The organism is Dyella sp. (assembly GCF_035685805.1).
Classification (GTDB): domain Bacteria; phylum Pseudomonadota; class Gammaproteobacteria; order Xanthomonadales; family Rhodanobacteraceae; genus Dyella_A.
Genome location: NZ_DASSAB010000061.1, coordinates 55,506 through 72,873, shown reverse-complemented (window position 1 = coordinate 72,873; position 17,368 = coordinate 55,506). Strand labels below are relative to the sequence as shown.

At 68.8% G+C, this 17,368-nt stretch carries 13 protein-coding genes; 5 read left to right on the top strand and 8 right to left on the bottom strand.

The window, feature by feature from the left end; translation table 11 throughout:
• Positions 1-128: 128 nt before the first annotated feature.
• On the top strand, positions 129-3,296 hold the full coding sequence (locus tag VFG40_RS17600; RefSeq protein WP_324899967.1) for an efflux RND transporter permease subunit: 3,168 nt from the start codon (positions 129-131) through the stop codon (positions 3,294-3,296).
• Positions 3,297-3,305: 9 nt separating this feature from the next.
• On the opposite strand, the gene VFG40_RS17595 is transcribed toward VFG40_RS17600, so the two are convergent.
• Positions 3,306-4,745 carry an MATE family efflux transporter gene (locus VFG40_RS17595; protein ID WP_324899965.1) on the bottom strand — a complete coding sequence of 480 codons (1,440 nt, stop codon included), beginning with the start codon at positions 4,743-4,745 and terminating at the stop codon, positions 3,306-3,308.
• Between the two features lie 144 nt (positions 4,746-4,889).
• Here VFG40_RS17595 and VFG40_RS17590 point away from each other — a divergent pair, with 144 nt between their 5' ends.
• The 3 genes from VFG40_RS17590 to VFG40_RS17580 all read left to right on the top strand — a co-directional run bounded on the left by VFG40_RS17590 (position 4,890) and on the right by VFG40_RS17580 (position 8,470).
• Complete coding sequence (locus VFG40_RS17590; protein WP_324899963.1) at positions 4,890-6,287, top strand: M16 family metallopeptidase; 1,398 nt, start codon at positions 4,890-4,892, stop codon at positions 6,285-6,287.
• Positions 6,284-7,771, top strand: a complete 1,488-nt coding sequence (locus tag VFG40_RS17585) for a M16 family metallopeptidase (RefSeq protein ID WP_324899961.1) — start codon at positions 6,284-6,286, stop codon at positions 7,769-7,771. The genes VFG40_RS17590 and VFG40_RS17585 overlap by 4 nt, the downstream gene beginning before the upstream one ends.
• A gap of 177 nt (positions 7,772-7,948) precedes the next feature.
• A complete protein-coding gene (locus VFG40_RS17580) occupies positions 7,949-8,470 on the top strand; it encodes an acyloxyacyl hydrolase (RefSeq protein ID WP_324899959.1) in 522 nt (173 codons plus the stop codon).
• Positions 8,471-8,575: 105 nt separating this feature from the next.
• On the opposite strand, the gene VFG40_RS17575 is transcribed toward VFG40_RS17580, so the two are convergent.
• Positions 8,576-8,926 carry a DUF3147 family protein gene (locus VFG40_RS17575; RefSeq protein ID WP_324899957.1) on the bottom strand — a complete coding sequence of 117 codons (351 nt, stop codon included), beginning with the start codon at positions 8,924-8,926 and terminating at the stop codon, positions 8,576-8,578.
• A gap of 87 nt (positions 8,927-9,013) precedes the next feature.
• Between VFG40_RS17575 and VFG40_RS17570 the strand changes: the two genes are divergently transcribed.
• A complete protein-coding gene (locus VFG40_RS17570; protein WP_324899955.1) occupies positions 9,014-9,979 on the top strand; it encodes a cation diffusion facilitator family transporter in 966 nt (321 codons plus the stop codon).
• 21 nt (positions 9,980-10,000) lie between these two features.
• Here the strand turns inward: VFG40_RS17570 and VFG40_RS17565 are convergent, their stop codons facing one another.
• The 6 genes from VFG40_RS17565 to VFG40_RS17540 all read right to left on the bottom strand — a co-directional run bounded on the left by VFG40_RS17565 (position 10,001) and on the right by VFG40_RS17540 (position 17,360).
• Positions 10,001-10,630, bottom strand: coding sequence for a c-type cytochrome (locus VFG40_RS17565; protein WP_324899953.1), 630 nt, complete (start codon positions 10,628-10,630; stop codon positions 10,001-10,003).
• Between the two features lie 15 nt (positions 10,631-10,645).
• Positions 10,646-11,614, bottom strand: a complete 969-nt coding sequence (locus VFG40_RS17560) for a copper resistance protein B (protein ID WP_324899951.1) — start codon at positions 11,612-11,614, stop codon at positions 10,646-10,648.
• Positions 11,615-12,003: 389 nt separating this feature from the next.
• The gene (locus tag VFG40_RS17555) at positions 12,004-13,797 is read right to left on the bottom strand and encodes a copper resistance system multicopper oxidase (protein WP_324899949.1); all 1,794 of its coding nucleotides are present in this window, start codon (positions 13,795-13,797) and stop codon (positions 12,004-12,006) included.
• A 105-nt stretch (positions 13,798-13,902) separates the two neighbouring features.
• Positions 13,903-14,367 carry a hypothetical protein gene (locus VFG40_RS17550; protein WP_324899947.1) on the bottom strand — a complete coding sequence of 155 codons (465 nt, stop codon included), beginning with the start codon at positions 14,365-14,367 and terminating at the stop codon, positions 13,903-13,905.
• 140 nt (positions 14,368-14,507) lie between these two features.
• A complete protein-coding gene (locus tag VFG40_RS17545) occupies positions 14,508-16,034 on the bottom strand; it encodes a DHA2 family efflux MFS transporter permease subunit (protein WP_324899945.1) in 1,527 nt (508 codons plus the stop codon).
• 111 nt (positions 16,035-16,145) lie between these two features.
• Positions 16,146-17,360: an HlyD family secretion protein gene (locus VFG40_RS17540; protein WP_324899943.1), complete on the bottom strand. Its 1,215-nt coding sequence runs from the start codon at positions 17,358-17,360 to the stop codon at positions 16,146-16,148.
• Positions 17,361-17,368: the final 8 nt, after the last annotated feature.

Here is a 17,368-nt window from a genome sequence, read left to right as displayed (position 1 = left end):
CATACGCCCCCGGATGCCCGGTGGCATAAAGCCGCCATGAAAGGAACTCCGCTGCCCACCGCTGGTCTTGCGTACTTGGCGCACGCGTGCGCCGTGCGCCGCTCCGCTTCCTCGCCGCGGGTATTCGCGTGAACGTGTTCGCCCCGTTGATCCGCCGCCCGGCCGGCACCTCGCTGCTTGCCGTCGGCCTGGTGCTGGCCGGGCTGTGGGCTTACCTGTTGCTCGGCGTGGCGGCGCTGCCCTCGCTGGACTTCCCCGGTGTCTACGTGGTGGCGAACATGCCCGGCGCCAGCGCGCAGACCATGGCCAACACGGTGATGGCGCCGCTGGAACGCCATCTTGGCCAGATCCCCGGCATCGACGACATGTACGGCAACGCCAACGAAGGCGCGGTGGGGATCGGCGTGCGCTTCAACTTCAGCCGCACCGCCGACAGCGCAGCGCGGGACGTGCAGGCGGCGCTGAATGCCGCGGCGGCCGACCTGCCCGCGGGCATGCCTTCGCCCCCGCAGTACTTCAAGTTCGATACCTCGCAGATCCCGATCCTCTTCATCACCCTGACCTCCGAGGGCATGCCGCAGGACAAGCTGTTCGACCTGGCCGACACCTTGCTGAAACCCGCCGTCGCGCAGATCGACGGCGTGGCCCAGGTGCAGGTGTTCGGCGGCACCCCGCACGCGGTGCGCATCGACCTGGACAACCGCGCGCTGGCCGCCAAGGATCTCACCGCCAACGACGTCGCCAACGCGTTGCGCGCAGCCAACGTCAACTCGCCGCAGGGCATCATCAGCGACGGTCGCACGCAGATGACGGTGAGCGCCAACGACGGCCTGCGCGAGCCGGCCCAGTTCGCCGACCTGCTGATCGCCGAGCGCAACGGCGCGCCGGTGCGGCTGTCCGACGTGGCGCATGTCTACTCCGGCCAGCAGGATCAATACCAGGCGGCGTGGTTCAACGGCGCGCGCACGGTCGGCCTGCAGATCACCAAGCGACCGGAGGCGAACGCGGTGGCGACGGTGGAGGCGATCCGCGCCAAGCTGCCGCAGCTGCGCGCCTCGCTGCCCGCCAGCCTGCAGATGAACGCGGTGTTCGACCTCACCCAGACCACGCAGTCGGCGCTGCACGAGGTGAAGGTCGCGCTGCTGATCTCGATCGCGATGGTGGCGCTGGTGATGCTGGTGTTCCTGCGCCGGCTGCGGCCGACCCTGATCGCCATGCTCAGCGTGCCGCTGTCGCTGGCCGGCGCGTTCGTGGTGATGTGGATGCTCGGCTACACGCTCAACACCTTGTCGCTGGTGGCGCTGGTGCTGTGCATCGGTTTCGTGGTGGACGATGCGATCGTGGTGATCGAGAACATCGTGCGCCACATGGAGCACGGCGACACCCCGCTGGAAGCCTCGCTCAAGGGCGTGCGCGAGATCGGCTTTACCGTGGTCTCGATCACCCTCTCGCTGGTGGCGGTATTCGCCCCGCTGCTGTTCGGCAACAACATGCTGGTGATGCTGCTGCGCGAATTCTCCGTCACGCTCACCGCAGCGGTGGTGATCTCGGCGGTGGTGTCGCTCACCCTCACGCCGGCGTTGTGCGGTCGTCTGCTCAAGCACGAGCCGGTGCCACCCAAGCCGCCGGGACGCATCGAGGCGGCGGTGGAGCGGTTCGACCGCGCCATCCTCGCGCGCTACGAGCGGGCCCTGGACTGGGCGATGCGCCATCGCCGCATCATGCGCTGGCAGCCGCTGCTGCTGCTGGTGCTGACCGGCGTGCTGGCGGTGGCAGTGGTCAAGACCGCCGGCGGCACCTTCATGCCCGACGAGGACACCGGCCAGCTGCAGGTGGAGATCAGCGCCGACGCCAACATTTCGCCCGCGCTGCTTACCGAGCGTGCGCGCGAGGTCAGCCAGATCATGCAGAAGGATCCGGCGGTGCTCGACCAGCTCACCATGCTCGGCGGCAACGGTTTCGGCGGCGCGGTCGGCAACTCGGCGCAGATGTTCGTCGACCTCAAGCCGCGCGGCCATGGTCCGGGCATGCGCGAGGAGGGCATCAAGACCGTCATCGAGCGGCTGTCCAAGCAATACAACGCGCTGCCGGACGTGGAGGTGTCGGTCAGCGCCTCGCAGTTCCTGGGCGGCGGCGGCAGCGGCGGCAACGGCGGCCAGTACGAGTTCCAGCTGATCAGCTCCAACGGCGAAGACCTGCAGCCGTGGGTGCTGAACATGGTTCGCCAGATGCGCACCATCAAGGAGTTCCGCGACGTCGGCAGCCAGTTCGACCAGGCCGGCAAGCAGCAGATGCTGAAGATCGACCGCGAAGCCGCCGGCCGGCTGCACGTGGGCGTGGGCACCATCGACTCGGCGCTGTACAACGCGTTCGGGCAGAACCAGGTGTCGGTGATCTATTCGGACATCAACCAGTACCGCGTGATCCTCACTTCCGACTCGGCCGAAGAACTGAGCCCGGGCGCGCTGCTCAACATCCGCGTGCGCAACAGCCAGGGCCAGATGGTGCCGCTGTCGGCGCTGGCGCGGATCGAGCCGAACATCGCCCCGTCGCGCATCCGCCACCACAACCAGATGGAAGCGGCGACGATCAGCTACAACCTGGCCAAGGACGTGACCCAGGATCGCGGCATTGCGCTGGTCAACCAGGCCGCCTACGCGGTGCACCTTCCCGACGGCGTGCAGGTGGAGTTCACCGGCAACAATCAGCGGCTTCAGCAGGCGCAGAACAACGGCATGATCCTGCTGCTGGCATCGATCGTGGCGATGTACATCGTGCTGGGCATTCTCTACGAGAGCCTGGGCCACCCGCTGACGATCCTCTCCACCCTGCCGGCCGCCGGTGCCGGCGCGTTCCTGGCCATGCTGGTGACCCAGACGCAGCTCTCGCTGATGGCGATCATCGCGATCCTGATGCTGATCGGCATCGTCAAGAAGAACGCCATCCTGATGGTCGACTTCGCCCTGGTGGCCGAGCGCGAACGCGGCCTGAGCCCGCCCGAGGCGATCCGCGAGGCGGCGCTGGTGCGCTTCCGCCCGATCACCATGACCACGCTGGTGGCGATGGGCGCGGCGCTGCCGCTGGCGATCGGTTTCGGCATCGGCTCGGAGATGCGCCAGCCCCTGGGGATCGCCATCGTCGGCGGACTGCTGGTGTCGCAGATGCTGACCCTGCTGAGCACACCGGCAATCTACCTATGGAACCACGACCGCAAGCTCCGAAAGGCGGCGCGCAAGGCGCGGCGCGCCGAGAAGCGGCGGCTGAAGGCTCTTCGTCCGCACCCGAGCGCGGGCTGAGCCGCCGGGTCAGCCGGCGATTTCGCCCTCGGCGGTCGCCGGTACACCCTGCCCCGTGGTGGGCGCCTGCGCCGTTTGCGCCAGCGTCAGCATGCGGGCTTTGCGCCAGCCGCCGTAGCGGTAGTAGGCGATCGCCAGCAGCATGGAGATGAGCGAGCCGAGCGGGAAGCTCCACCAGATCGCGTCGGCCCCGAATCGCTCCTGCAACGCCAACGCAAACGGCGGGCGGATGAGCCACAGCGTGATCAGCAGGATCACCAGCGGCGGCCAGACCGCGCCAGTGGAGCGGACCACGCCGAACATCACGAAGGTCACGCCGAAGAACAGGAACGACCACACGGCTATGGCATTGAGGTGCTGCGCCAGCTCCAGCGCCACGCCGTCGCCGGGCAGGAACAGGTTCAGCGCGGCGCGGTTGAACAGGTAGATCAACGCGATCAGCGTGCCGCCGAGCAGGAAGTTGTACGCCACGCCGATCCACGCGATCCGGTCCACCCGCTGCCAAAGCCGCGCGCCCACGTTCTGCGCCGCCATGGAAGAGACTGCCGCGCCGATCGCCATCGCCGGCATCTGCACGTAGGTCCACAGCTGGCTCGCCGCACCGTAGGCGGCGACGGTCTGGGAGCCGTAGGCGTTGACCAGCCGCATCATCACGATCGCCGACGAGGAGATCACGATCATCTGCAGCCCCATCGGCAGGCCCTTGACCACCAGCGCACGCAGGATCGCGATGTCGGGCTTCAACAGCGCGATGTCGCGTCGACCGATCCACAGGAAGTGCCCTCGTCGGTACAGCGTGAGCAGCAGTGCCACCAGCGCCACGGTCTGGGCGATCAGCGTGGCAGTGGCCGAGCCGGCGATGCCGAGCTTCGGGAACGGCCCCCAGCCGAACATCAGCAGCGGGTTCAGGCCGATGTCCAGCACCACCGACAGGCCCATGAACAGGAACGGCGTCTTCGAGTCGCCGGCGCCGCGCAGCGTCATCATCAGGAAGCTGTAGAAGTACATCGACGGCAGCGCCACGAAGATGATGCGCAGATAAGCCACCGCGTACGGCAACGCGTCGGCGGGCGTGCCCAGCAGGCGCAGCATGCCCGCCGTGCCGAACCAGCCGGCGACCGCCACCGCCAGCGAGACGGCAACGAAGAAGCCGGTGCCGGTGCCGACCACGCGCCGCGCCTCGGCCACGTCCTTTGCACCCAGGCTTTGCCCGACCAGGATCGTCGAGGCCATGCTCACGCCAAACACGGCCGACAGCAGCAGGAACAGGATCAGCGTGGCATTGCTGGTGGCGGTGAGGGCCGCTTCGCCCAGGTAGTGGCCGATCCACATCGCATTGACCGAGGCGTTGAGCGACTGCAGCACCGTGCTGCCCAGGATCGGCAGCGCAAACAGCAGCAGGGTGCGGGCGATCGGGCCCTGGGTGAGTGATTCGGAAGCGGGGCGCATGGCGTTCCGGGGGCAGGCAGCGGGAGGGCGAAGCTTCGCATGCGCGGGTGACCAGCGAAGTGACGCCGATGGGCCAGAAGTCACGGATCGACGGCGCCGTCGCGCTTGCTATCGTCGGCGGATCGTCCAGGAAGGAGTAGCACCATGCGCCATCCCCTGCGGGTCGCCGTCCGGCTCGCCTCGCTCACGCTGCTCGCCGCCGCGACACTCGCGCCGCCGGCGGCGGCCGCCGCCGGCCCCGAGCTCGCCGTGCCACCCATCCACTACCGCGAGCGCACGCTGCCCAACGGCCTGCAGGTGCTCAGCGTGGAGGACCACGCGAGCCCCACCGTCACGGTGCAGGTCTGGTACCACGTGGGTTCAAAGGATGACCCGGCCGGACGCTCCGGCTTCGCGCACCTGTTCGAGCACCTGATGTTCAAGAGCACCAAGCACATGCACTCCGAGCAGATGGACCGGCTCACCGAGGACGTGGGTGGGGCCAACAATGCTTCGACCGGCGACGACGTCACCAACTACTACGAGGTGGTGCCGGCGAACTACCTGCGCACGCTGCTCTGGGCCGAGGCCGAGCGGCTGTCCAACCTCAACGTGGACGAGGGCAACTTCAAGTCCGAGCGCGCCGTGGTGCAGGAGGAGTACCGCCAGAGTGTGCTGGCCAATCCATACGGCAAGCTCTTCAATGCGATCGACCCGCACTCGTTCACGCAGCATCCCTACCGTCGCCCGACCATCGGCAGCATCGAGGATCTGGACGCCGCCTCGCTGCAGGACGTGATCGACTTCCACCGCACTTTCTACCGTCCCGACAACGCCACCCTGATCGTGGCCGGCGATTTCGATCCGAAGGCGCTCGATGGCTGGGTCGACGCGTACTTCGGCTGGATCCCCAAGCCGGCCACGCCGGTGCCGCAGGTGACCGCGACCGAGCCCGCTCGCACGCAAGACAAGCGCTACACCGAGACCAGCCCCACCGCACCGTTGCCGGGCATCGCGATGACCTGGCTGATCCCGCCGGCGCCGTCGGCCGACACGATCCCGCTGCAGGTGGCGGCCGCGCTGCTGTCGCAGGGCGACTCGTCGCGCCTGTACCAGTCACTGGTCTATCGCGGACAGGTAGCGCAGCAGGTCGGCGCCGACGCCGACGCGCGCGTGGGCCCCGGGCTGTTCACCGTGTACGCCATCCTCGCCAACGGCCACACCCCGGCCGAGGCGGAAAAGCTGCTGCGTGCCGAGCTCGACCGGCTCGCCACTCAGCCGATTCCGGAGAAGGAGCTGGCCAAAGTGAAGACCCAGCTGCTCACCGGCCAGCTCAAGCAGCGCCAGACGCCGATGGGGCTGGCGTTCGCACTCGGCCAAGCCACGCTGATCGAGGGCAATCCGTCGCACGTGAACAGCGACCTGGCGGCACTGCAGAAGGTCAGCGCCGCCGACGTGCAGCGGGTGCTGCGTGAGCACGTCACCGGCGCGCACAGCGTCACCATCGACCACCTGCCGCAGCCCCAGGGTGTGCCGGCGGCCCGCCAGGGAGCAACCCCATGAGCCGATCCATCCACCGCCTTCCGCTCGCTGCGCTGATCGCGGGCTGCCTCGCCGTCGCCAGCACGTCCGGCATCGCCGCGACCTTTCCGCAGACCCCGCCCGCGCCCACCGAGGCGCCGCGGTTGAACGTGCCCACACCGTCCAGCCAGACGCTGGCCAACGGCCTGCGGGTGGTCAGCGTGCGTCGCGCCGGGTTGCCGCTGGTCACCGCGCAGCTGCTGATTCGCCGCGGCGGCGAAATGGATCCTGCCGGCAAGGCCGGGCTCGCCAGCCTCACCGCCAATCTGCTGACCAAGGGCGCCGCCGGCCGGACCGCACCCGAGATCGCTGCCGCGGCCGAGGCGCTGGGCGGCACCCTCGATGCCTCGGCCGGATGGGATGAGAGCGGGGTCGGCATCACCGTCACCACGCCACGCGTGGCCGAGGCGCTGGCCCTGCTGGCCGACGTGGTGCGCCGACCGGCTTTCGCCGAGGCCGAAGTCGCCCGCGCGCGAACGCAGGCGCTGGGCGACCTGCAGCTGATGCTCAGTCGCCCGACCGCACTGGCGTCGCTGGTGTCCAGCCGCGCGGTGTTCGGCGAGGGCGCCTACGGCCACTCGCGCAGCGGCACGCCGGCCTCGCTCGGACGAATGACCCGTGACGACGTTGTCGCGCTGCATCGCACGCTGTACCGCCCCGACAACGCCATCCTGGTGCTTGCCGGCGACGTGACGCCGGAACAGGCCGTGGCGCTGGCCAAGGCAAGCTTCGGCGACTGGCAGGCACCGACCGCATCGCTGCCGCGCGCGCCTGCCGCCAAGGGAGACAGTTCGCTGCCGGAACTGCTGGTGATCGACCAGCCCGGTGCCGGCCAGGCCGGCGTGGTCGCCGCGCACGCCGCACCGGCACGCAGCGCCGAGGGTTTCTATGTCGGCACCGTCGCCGACGCCGTGCTGGGCGGCTCGTATTCGGCGCGGCTGAATGAGGAAATCCGGATCAAGCGCGGGCTGTCCTACGGCGCCAGCAGCAGCTTCGACCCGCGTCGCGACGGAGGCCTGTGGCTGGCCTCGGCGCAGACCAAGAACCCCTCGGCCACGCAGGTGGTCGCGCTGATGCAGGGTGAGTTCGATCGCCTTGGCAGCGAGCCGGTGGGGGCCGACGAGCTGGCGGCGCGCAAGGCCACGCTGGTCGGCAGCTACGGCCGCAGCCTGGAGACCACCGCCGGGCTGGCCGGCCAGGTCGGTGAGCTGGCGGTCTACGGCGTGGACCTGGCCGACATCGGCCGCTACATCGAACGAGTGCAGGCGGTGACGCCGACCCAGATCCAGCAGTACGCGCAGGCGCATCTGGGCGCATCGGGGCGGCATGTGGTGGTGGTCGGCGATGCCGGCCAGTTCGGCGCGGAGCTGTTGAAGGCGCATCCGCAGGGCCGCCAGTTGCCGGCGAAGGCGCTGGATCTGGATGAGGCCAGTCTCGGACCTGCGCCGTCGCCGGGCGCACGCTGAACCGCGGCAACCGTCGGTAACGCACCGGCCCGGGCGAGCGATCGCCCGGGCCTTTTTTTGTTGCCGCAGACGGACGCACTGTCGTGCCATAAAGCGCACGATTGTTCACTGCCGCTGCACGATCCTTTATTAAACTAGTGGGTGTAGTAACACGAACAACGACAAGGAACCCCGATCGTGCGATCTCTCCCCTGCCACCGTCTCGCCGCTGCGCTCGCCCTGCTTGCGCTCCCGGTGCTGTCCCAGGCCGCCACCCACGTCGAAGTGCAGGGCGGCCGCAGTTACATGGATTCGTACGGCACCAACGCCGCCTTCGTCGAGGCCGTGTTCGCGCCGCGCCCGATCGGCAACAGCCGCTACACCTGGTCGCCGGACGTGTCGGCCGGCTGGATCGACGGCCGCGAGCTGAGCAGGCCATACGAGAAAACCACCCGCCCCTCCGTGGCACTGGTGGCCGCGGGCGCGCGGTTGCGCACACGTGATGAGAGTGCGTGGTACCACCCGCTGTTCTTCAGCTTCCAGCTCGCCGGCACCAATCACACCACCCAGGCGCTTTCCAGCCACTACCAGTTCGTCAGCACGCTGGGCCTGCAGTTCAGGCACGTGAGCTTTGCCATCCGCCACATCTCCAACGGCGGACTGCATGACCCCAACAGCGGTGAGACGATGGCACTGGTGGGCGTCGGCTTCGACATCTGAACCAGGCCGCCAGGCGTCGGCGCCGCGTCATCGAGGCACCGGGCGGGTTTCCGCACGGTGCCTTCTTGCATGCGGACCGCGGCGGAACCGATCACCCTGCACGCCTCACAGCAGCTTGATGCCGAGCGGCTTCACCGCCAGCGCGAACACGCCGAAGCAGACCACCGTGAGCAGTGCACTGAGCGCCAGCGCCGGCCAGAAGCCGAAGCGCGCCAGCAGGCGCGGAAACGCCAGGAACATCGGCAACGTCGGCAGCACGTACCAGAAGGTGTACCAGGCGTGGTTGGCGATCTTCGCGCTGGGCTGCTTTTCCACGTGCAGCCAGATCAGCGCCAGCAAGGTGACCAGCGGCAACGATGCGATCAGCGCGCCGGCGCGGTCGCTGCGCTTGGCCGCTTCGGACACCACGACCACCACTGCAGCGGTGATCAGGTACTTGGTGATGATCCAGGGCATGGGGCTCGCTCGCGGTGCGTGTGATGGCATAACGCCGGGGGTGCATCGTATCGTCAGCTGCTCTTTCGCCGACCCCCCGCATTCCACGTGACTTCATCCGCGCACCCTCATGATCACCACGACGGCAGCGACGAGCACGGCCACAGCCATGCCATCGCGCAGGATGCCGATCGCCGCTATCTCGCTCTGGCGCTGGCCCTGCTGCTGGCCTTTACGGTGGTAGAGGTGGCGGTCGGCCTGATCGCCGGCTCGCTGGCGCTGATCTCCGATGCCGGCCACCTGCTCACCGACGCGGCGGCGATCGCGCTGGCGCTGTGGGCGATGAGCCTGGCCAAGCGACCGGCCAGGGGCAGCTACACGTTCGGGCTCAAGCGGGCGGAAATCCTCAGCGCGCAGATCAATGGGCTGTCGCTGCTGCTGCTCTCGGCGTGGTTCATCATCGAGGCGGTGGTGCGGCTGATTTCGCCCCCGCGGGTGGACGGCGCGCTGGTCACCGTGGTGGCCACGGTCGGCATCGGCGTGAACCTCGTCGCGGTGTGGGTGATGAGCAAGGCCAACCGGCAGAGCCTCAACGTGGAAGGCAGCTTCCAGCACATCCTCACCGACCTGTACGCCTTCATCGCTACCGCCATCGCCGGCGCCATCGTGTGGTGGACCGGCTGGAACCGCGTCGACTCCGTCGCCGCGCTGGTCGTGGCGGGGCTGATGTTCAAGGCCGGCTACGCACTGGTGCGTGACTCGGGACGCGTGTTCCTGGAAGCGGCGCCGCGCGGGCTGGATCCCGACACCATCGGCGAGGCAATGGCTGCTGTCGAGGGCATCACCGCGGTACGCGACCTGCATGTGTGGGAAGTTACCTCGGGCATGCCGGCGCTGTCGGCACATCTCTTCGTGAGCCGCGCGCTGGATTGCCACGCCACCCGCCGCACCGTGCAGGCGATGCTGGCCGAGCGCTTCGCGATCACCCACGTCACGCTGCAGACCGATCACGCCGACGAGGACGAAACCGGCCGCGGCACGCACGCGCCGTGCGCGTTCTCGCACGCGCACTGAGCCACGCCGAAAACCGACGGTTCAGTGCGCGGCGGGTGCGCCGTCGTGATCGTGACCGCCGTGGTCGTGGTCGTGGTCGTGGTCGTGGTAGTGATGGTCCGCGTTGGTGGCGGCGTCCATGTCCATGTCATCGTCCGGCGGCGCCCGCGCCACGATGTCCTTGTATTCCTGCGCACTCATGCCGGGCAGCTGCTGCAGGAAGGCGACCATCGACCAGATCGTCGCGTCGTCGTGGCTGGCGCCCCAGGCCGGCATCGCGCTCATCTTGATGCCGTGCTTGATCACCCAGAACGCCTGCTTCGGATCGACCCGCATCCGGCTGAGATTCGGCGGCTGCGGGTACAGGCCCGGGTGGATTTCCGACTCCGCCATTGCCGGGGAGAGATGGCACTGCGTGCACATCGCGGCGTACTGGCCGGCCCCCTTGAGCACGAGCTGGGGATCGGCCAGATCCGGCACCACCAGATCGGCGGCGTGTGCGCGGATCGAGCGCTCGCGCAACGCCTGCATCAGCGCGAACACCGGCCGCGTGTGCGGGGCGTCCGCGCCGATGTCGTAGCGGCCGGACCAGACGAAGGCCACGGCACCTACGGCCAGCAGCAACACGGTGGCGAGGACGCCGAGGAACAACGATCGAAGCGAGGTGGACATGGCAGATGATCCGGGTCAGAACCAGAAACGCAGGCCGGCGACGAACTGCCGGTCGAACACGGGGCGGTCGGCCGCGCGGGCGAGGTCGGCGGTGTTGCCCAGGCGCTGCACGAACTGTACGCCCACATACGGCGCGAACTCGCGCCGCACTTCGTAGCGCAGCCGCAGGCCGAACTGTACGTCAGTGACACCACGGCCGAGCCCGCGCGCCGGATCGCGGCGACCGTAGAGGTTCGCCTCCCATTCCGGCTGCAGGATGAGCCGCTGGGTGAACAGCACGTCGTAGCTGGCGCGTATCCGCGCCGCGCTGCGGCCCGACGTGCCCAGATAGAGCGTGGCCTCCACGTCGAACCAGTACGGCGCCAGGCCCTGCACGCCGGCGGCGAGCCAGTCGCGCGACGGGCCTTCGCCGATGTCGTGCCGCACGCCGAGCGTGCTGTCCCAGTACGGTGACACGGCGTGGCTCCACAGCGCCTCGATGTCGCCGTCTTCGAGCCGGCCGCCGCTGCGCTCGCCCTCGCTGCGCAGCCACAGCTTGTCGGCATCGCCGCCGTACCAGCCCTGCAGCTCCCACGCCTGGCCGTTGCCGTCGTGACCGTGAAAGGCCTCGAGCTGATCGACCAGCAACATCGCCAACGGCGCGCTGTCGACCATGTCCATGCCCGGCATCTTGCTGTGGGCGTAGCCGTCCGAGTAATCGGGGCTGCGCGCGCCGATCGGCGCCGCGCCGCCCTGCATCGCACCCATCGCCATGCCGTCCATGCCGGCCCCGTGCGCGGCGTGGTCCATCCCGGGCATCGATGCCATGTCGGATATCGATGAGGCGTGCGCCGCGTGATCGTCGCCGTGCGGCATCGACTGCATGTCGGACGTCCCCGCGTGGTCCATCCCCGGCATGCCCGGCATCGACGAGGACGGTGCTGCCGGCGCGTCGCCATGATGCGCGGCGTGATCCATCCCGGGCATCGATTTCATGTCGGACATGGCCGCGTGGTCCATGGCCGGCATGCCCGGCATCGAAGAGGATGCCTTCGCCGGCACGTGGCCATCATGCGCGACATGATCCATCCCCGGCATCGACACCATGTCGGGCATTGATGAGGCATCCGCCGCGTGGCCGGCGTGCGCCGTGTCAGGGGCGTGCGACGTCGACTGATTTGCAGGCGCAGGCGTACTGGAAGAGGAAGCCGGCATCGGCATGTCGTCCATGGACATTCCGCCCATGTCCATGGCCTGCGGCTCGGCGGCGGAGGCAGCGGGTACGGGTGCGGGCGCCGACTGCGCCATGGCAGCGGGCATCCACGTCGTGCCGATGAGCGCCAGCGCAACGGCGAAGGCGGCACGTGTGAGACGAGGCAAGACGATCATCCGGCTCATGCCACCACCACTTCGCGGAACATGCCCGCTTCCATGTGATAGAGCATGTGGCAGTGATACGCCCAGCGCCCCGGTGCGTCGGCGGTCACCCGATAGCTGATGCGCTGCGCGGGCTGCACGTTGATGGTGTGCTTGCGCAGCTGGAAGCTACCGTCGGGGCTTTCCAGCTCGCTCCACATGCCGTGCAGGTGGATCGGATGGTTCATCATGGTGTCGTTGACCAGCACGATGCGCAGGCGCTCGCCGGCGCGGAAGTGGATCGGCGTGGCGTCGGAGTACTTCACGCCGTCAAACGACCACTCGTAGCGCTCCATGTTGCCGGTGAGATGCAGCTCGATGGTGCGACCGGGCGGACGCGGATCGATCGGACCGCCGATCGTCTGCAGGTCGGCGTAGGTCAGCACGCGGCGACCGTTATCGCGCAGGCCCACGCCCGGGTCGTCGAGGTTGCTGCGCGGCATGTCCACGCGCATGTCCACGCCGGGGCCGTATTCGGTGCGGGCGTGATGCACGGCCGGAGCTGTGCTCTCACTGCCCATGACCATGCCCGGCATGTTGCCGCCGTGCCCGGCATGGCTGTCGCCCTCCATCGTCATGCCACCCATGGCCGTGCCACCTGCGGCCATGGCGCCCATCATGTCGACCATCGCGAGGTGCTGGCGCGGGTCCAGCGCGGGCACCTCGGCCTGCATGCCGGGGCGCGGGGCCAGCGTGCCGCGGGCGAAGCCGGTGCGGTCGATCGACTGGGCGAACACGGTATAGGCGCGATCGTCCTGCGGCTCCACCAGCACGTCGTAGACCTCGGCCACGCCGATGCGGAACTCGTCCACGGCCACCGGCTCCACGTCCTGCCCGTCGGCGGCGATCACCGTCATCTTGAGGCCGGGAATGCGCACGTCGAAAAAGCTCATCGCCGAGCCGTTGATGAAGCGCAGGCGCACCCGCTCGCCGGGCTGGAACAAGCCGGTCCAGTTGCCGTGGGGCGTGGTGCCGTTCATGAGGTAGGTGTAGGCGCCGCCGGAGACGTCGGCCAGGTCGCTCGGGCTCATGCGCATGTGGTTCCACATGCGCCGTTTGGCCAGCGCCTGCTGCAGGCCCATGGTTCGCACATCACGGAGAAACTGCGGCGCGGTGGGCTCGGCGAAGTTGTAGTAATCGCTGTGACGCTTGAGCGTGGCGTAGATGTGCGCGGGGTCGTCGTCGGTCCAGTCGCTGAGCATCACGACATAGTCGCGGTCGGCGTGATGGCGTTCACCACCGGCCGGCTCCACCACGATGGCGCCGGTCAGGCCGGTCTGCTCCTGGAAGCCCGAGTGCGAGTGGTACCAGTAGGTGCCGCTCTGGCGCACCGGGAAGCGGTAGGTGAAGGTTTCGCCCGGCGCGATGCCGGGGAAGCCGATGCCGGGCACGCCGTCCATGTCGAACGGCAGCAGGATGCCGTGCCAGTGGATCGAGGTGGCCACCGCCAGCCGGTTGGTGACGCGCAGGGTGACCTCGGTGCCTTCCTTCCAGCGCAGCAGCGGCCCGGGCACCGAGCCATTGACCGCGTGCGCCAGGCGCTGGCTGCCGGTGAAGTTCACCGGCCGCTGGTCGATCTGCAGCGCGAATTCGGTGCCCGAAAGCACCGGCGGCTTGGTGCCCACGGGCGCGCCGGCAGCGCAGGCGAGGGACCCGTCGAACAGGCCGAGCGCGGCGCCCGCGCCGCCCAGCGCGAGGCCTTGGACGAAACGACGGCGGGAAAGGTCCAGCCGATCGCGGCGGGACGGGGGGCTGCGGGGGAAACCGGTCATGCCAATGCTCCATCATGCGGCGTCCGGCACGGGCCGGCGCAGGGCAACATCACGCGTCCGAGCCGCAAGGGCTTGCGGCCGGGCGTAACGTCAACGAGGGAGAACTCAGGCTTGTGGCGGACGCAGCGGTGGCGACGCAGGGCGATACGGCGCGCCCGGAACGGCCGCGGGCACGATCATGGCCAGCGGCAGGCGTGCAGCCATCGCCAGTCCCGGCAGCGGCAGCAGCGCGGGCGCACACATCGTGGGGCAATGGCAGGAAAACGTCGCGGTTGCGTGGGCGCTGCCATCGGCGGGTGCGCAGCATCCGTCGGCGGCGGCGTGTGCGATAGGCGCCGGCGACCCGTGCTGGGCGGTGCCGTGGCCGGCGGCGTGCGGGGGGCCGAACTCGGCGCGGGCCGGTGCAGGCACGGCCATGGCCGTCGCCGATGCCAGCGCGCTGGCGGCATGAACCATGGCCACCGTCGGCACCGCCTGCGCGTTGCTCAGCACCAGCATCAGCCAAGCCAGCACGCTCAGCGCCCAGCGGCGGGGCGCATGTAGCGGCAGCGAGCGTGGCGATGCGGTCATACGCGAAGCTTAGGTGGTGTGCAGGGCCTGCTCAACGCTGGAGCAGGCTCCATGGGGTGCGGCGGTTTGAAGCGCCGGGCGCGGGAACCGGCCCCTGTCCCGCCCGATCAGCGACGCCCCATGGCCGCGCCGCATGATGCTCAGTGCCCGCCGGCTGCCGGCCCCGGCTTCGCCCCGAACGGCGGCTTGGCCAGCCAGATCACCACGATCAGGCCGAGGAAGATCCAGCCCAGCACGTGGAACACCTCGTTGAAGGAGATCTGATAGCCCTGCTGGGTGATCATCTGGTTGATGCTGGCCGCGGCCGTGGTGGTGTCGCCGTGGCCGATCTGCTGCAGCGCCGCCTGTGCGGTGGGGTTGTACGGCGTGATCTGCTCGGCCAGCTGGGCGTGATGGGTGACCGCGCGGCGCTCCCACATGAAGGTGGTGAGCGAGGCGGCGAAGCTGCCGCCCAGCGTGCGCAGGAAGGTAGCCAGACCCGAACCCGCGGCGATCTCGTTCTGCTGCAGGTCCGACAGCAGGATCGACAGCACCGGCATGAAGAACAGCGCCACGCCCAGGCCCTGCAGCAGCTGCACCAGCGCCACGTGGTAGAAGTCGATCTGCAGGTAGAAATCCGAGCGCATGAAACAGGTCATGCCCATGACCGCGAACGCGGCGCTGGCCAGCAGGCGCAGGTCGATCCGATTGGCGTACTTGCCCACCACGAAGGTCAGCAGCACCGGGATCACGCCCAGCGGGGCGGTGGCGAAACCGGCCCAGGTGGAGGTGTAGCCGAGGTTGCGCTGCAGCCACAGCGGCACCATCAGGCCGATCGAGAAGAACGCCGCGTAGGCCAGCACCAGCGCCAGCGTGCCGGCGCTGAAGTTGCGGTGGCGGAACAGCTTGAGGTTGACGATCGGGTCCTTGTCGGTGAGCTCCCAGATCAGGAACACCGCCAGCGCGATCGCCGAAATGATGCTGGTGATGACGATGAACTGCGAGTTGAACCAGTCCTCGTCGTTGCCCTTGTCCAGCACCACCTGCAGCGCGCCCACGCCGATGATGAGGGTGATCAGGCCGACGTAGTCGATCTTCGGTCGCTCGGTTTTTTCCTCGCGCCCCTTCATCTGCGCGCCCACCACCATCGAGGCGAAGATGCCGATCGGCACGTTGATGAAGAAGATCCACGGCCACGAATAGTTGTCGGTGATCAGGCCGCCCAGGATCGGGCCGGCGATCGGCGCCACCACCGTCACCATCGCCAGCAGCGCCAGCGCCATGCCGCGCTTGGCCGGCGGATAGATCGAGATCAGCAGGCTCTGCGTGATCGGGTACATCGGGCCGGCCACCGCGCCCTGGATCGCGCGGAACAGGATCAGCATGCCCATGCTCTGCGAGATGCCGCACAGGAACGAGGTCAGCGCGAACAGCAGCGTCGACCAGATGAACAGCTTCACCTCGCCGAAGCGGCGGGTAAGGAAGCCGGTCAGCGGCAGCGAGATCGCCATGCTGACGGCGAACGAGGTGATCACCCAGGTGCTCTGGTTGGAGCTCACGCCGAGGTTGCCGGCAATGGTCGGCAGCGACACGTTGGCGATCGTCGTGTCCAGCACCTGCATGAAGGTGGCCAGGGACAGGCCGACCGTCGTCAGTGCGAGGTTGGGTGGACGGAATGCAGTGCTCATGGCGGCTCGGAAGAGGTCGGTGGGCGCCCGCCGGTGGCGACGCGCGGATGCAGCGGCGAGGAGTACGGCGGCGGAGCGCGCCGCCTCCCGCGAGCGGGAGGCGGCAGGGCGTTACTTGCCGTGGCTGCCGGCCATGTTGGCGTGAATGATCTGCTCGATCATCTCGTCCGCCTTGGCGGCCTGCTGCTCGTACACGTCGGTGTCCAGGATCGGCTTGCCCGGCGACTGCTGCGAGAGCATCGGGCCGTCCTGGTTGTGCAGGTTCACGTCGACGGTGGTGGACAGGCCGATGCGCAGCGGATGGCGATCGAGCTGCTTCGGGTCGTCGAAGGTGATGCGCACCGGGATGCGCTGCACGATCTTGATCCAGTTGCCGGTGGCGTTCTGCGCCGGCAGCAGCGAGAACGCGCTGCCGGTGCCCACGCCAAGGCTCTCGATCGTGCCGCGATAAGTGACGTCCCCGCCGTACACGTCGCTGGTGATCTCCACCGGCTGGCCGATGCGCATCTTGGTCAGCTGGGTCTCCTTGAAGTTGGCGTCCACCCACACCTGATGCAGCGGTACCACTGCCATCATCGCCATGCCCGGCGCCACGCGCTGGCCCAGCTGCACCGAGCGCTTGGCGACGTAGCCGTCGACCGGCGCCACGATCGTGGTGCGCTGGTTGTCCAGGTAGGCCGCACGCAGCCTGGCGGCGGCCGTCTGGACGTCCGGATGCGACGCAACCACCGTGTCGTCGACCAGCACCTTGCTGGTCTGCAGCCGCTGCTGCGTGGTGGTCAGCGCGCTTTCGGCGGCGGCCAGCTCCTCGCGGGCGTGCGCCAGTTCCTCGGCGGAGATCGCACCGGAGCGGGCCAGGTCCTTGCGTCGGTTGTAGTCGGCGCGGGCCTTGTCCACCGCGACCTGGCGCGCGGCCACGTCGGCCTGGGCGCCGGTGACGCTGCTGTAAAGCCCGCGCACCTTGCGCACGGTGCTGGCAAGGTTGGCGCGGGCTTCGGCCAGCGCAACCTCGGCATTGCTCTTGTCGAGTTTCACCAGCACGTCGCCGGCGTGCACCCGGTCACCGTCATCGGCGCCGATGCTGATCACGGTGCCGGGAATCTGCGGAGTGATCTGCACCACGTTGCCGTTGACGTAGGCATCGTCGGTGCCCTCGTACCAGCGGCCTTCGAGGAAGTACCACGCGGTCCACGCGATGGCGGCGATCACCACCACCACCACGAGCAGGCGCAGGAACAGGCCGCGGCGATTCTTGGGCGGCTTGGCGGCCGGAGTGGCGGCAGGGGCGGCCTGGGCGTCGGCCGGCTGGGAGGTTTGGCTGGACATGGTCGGCC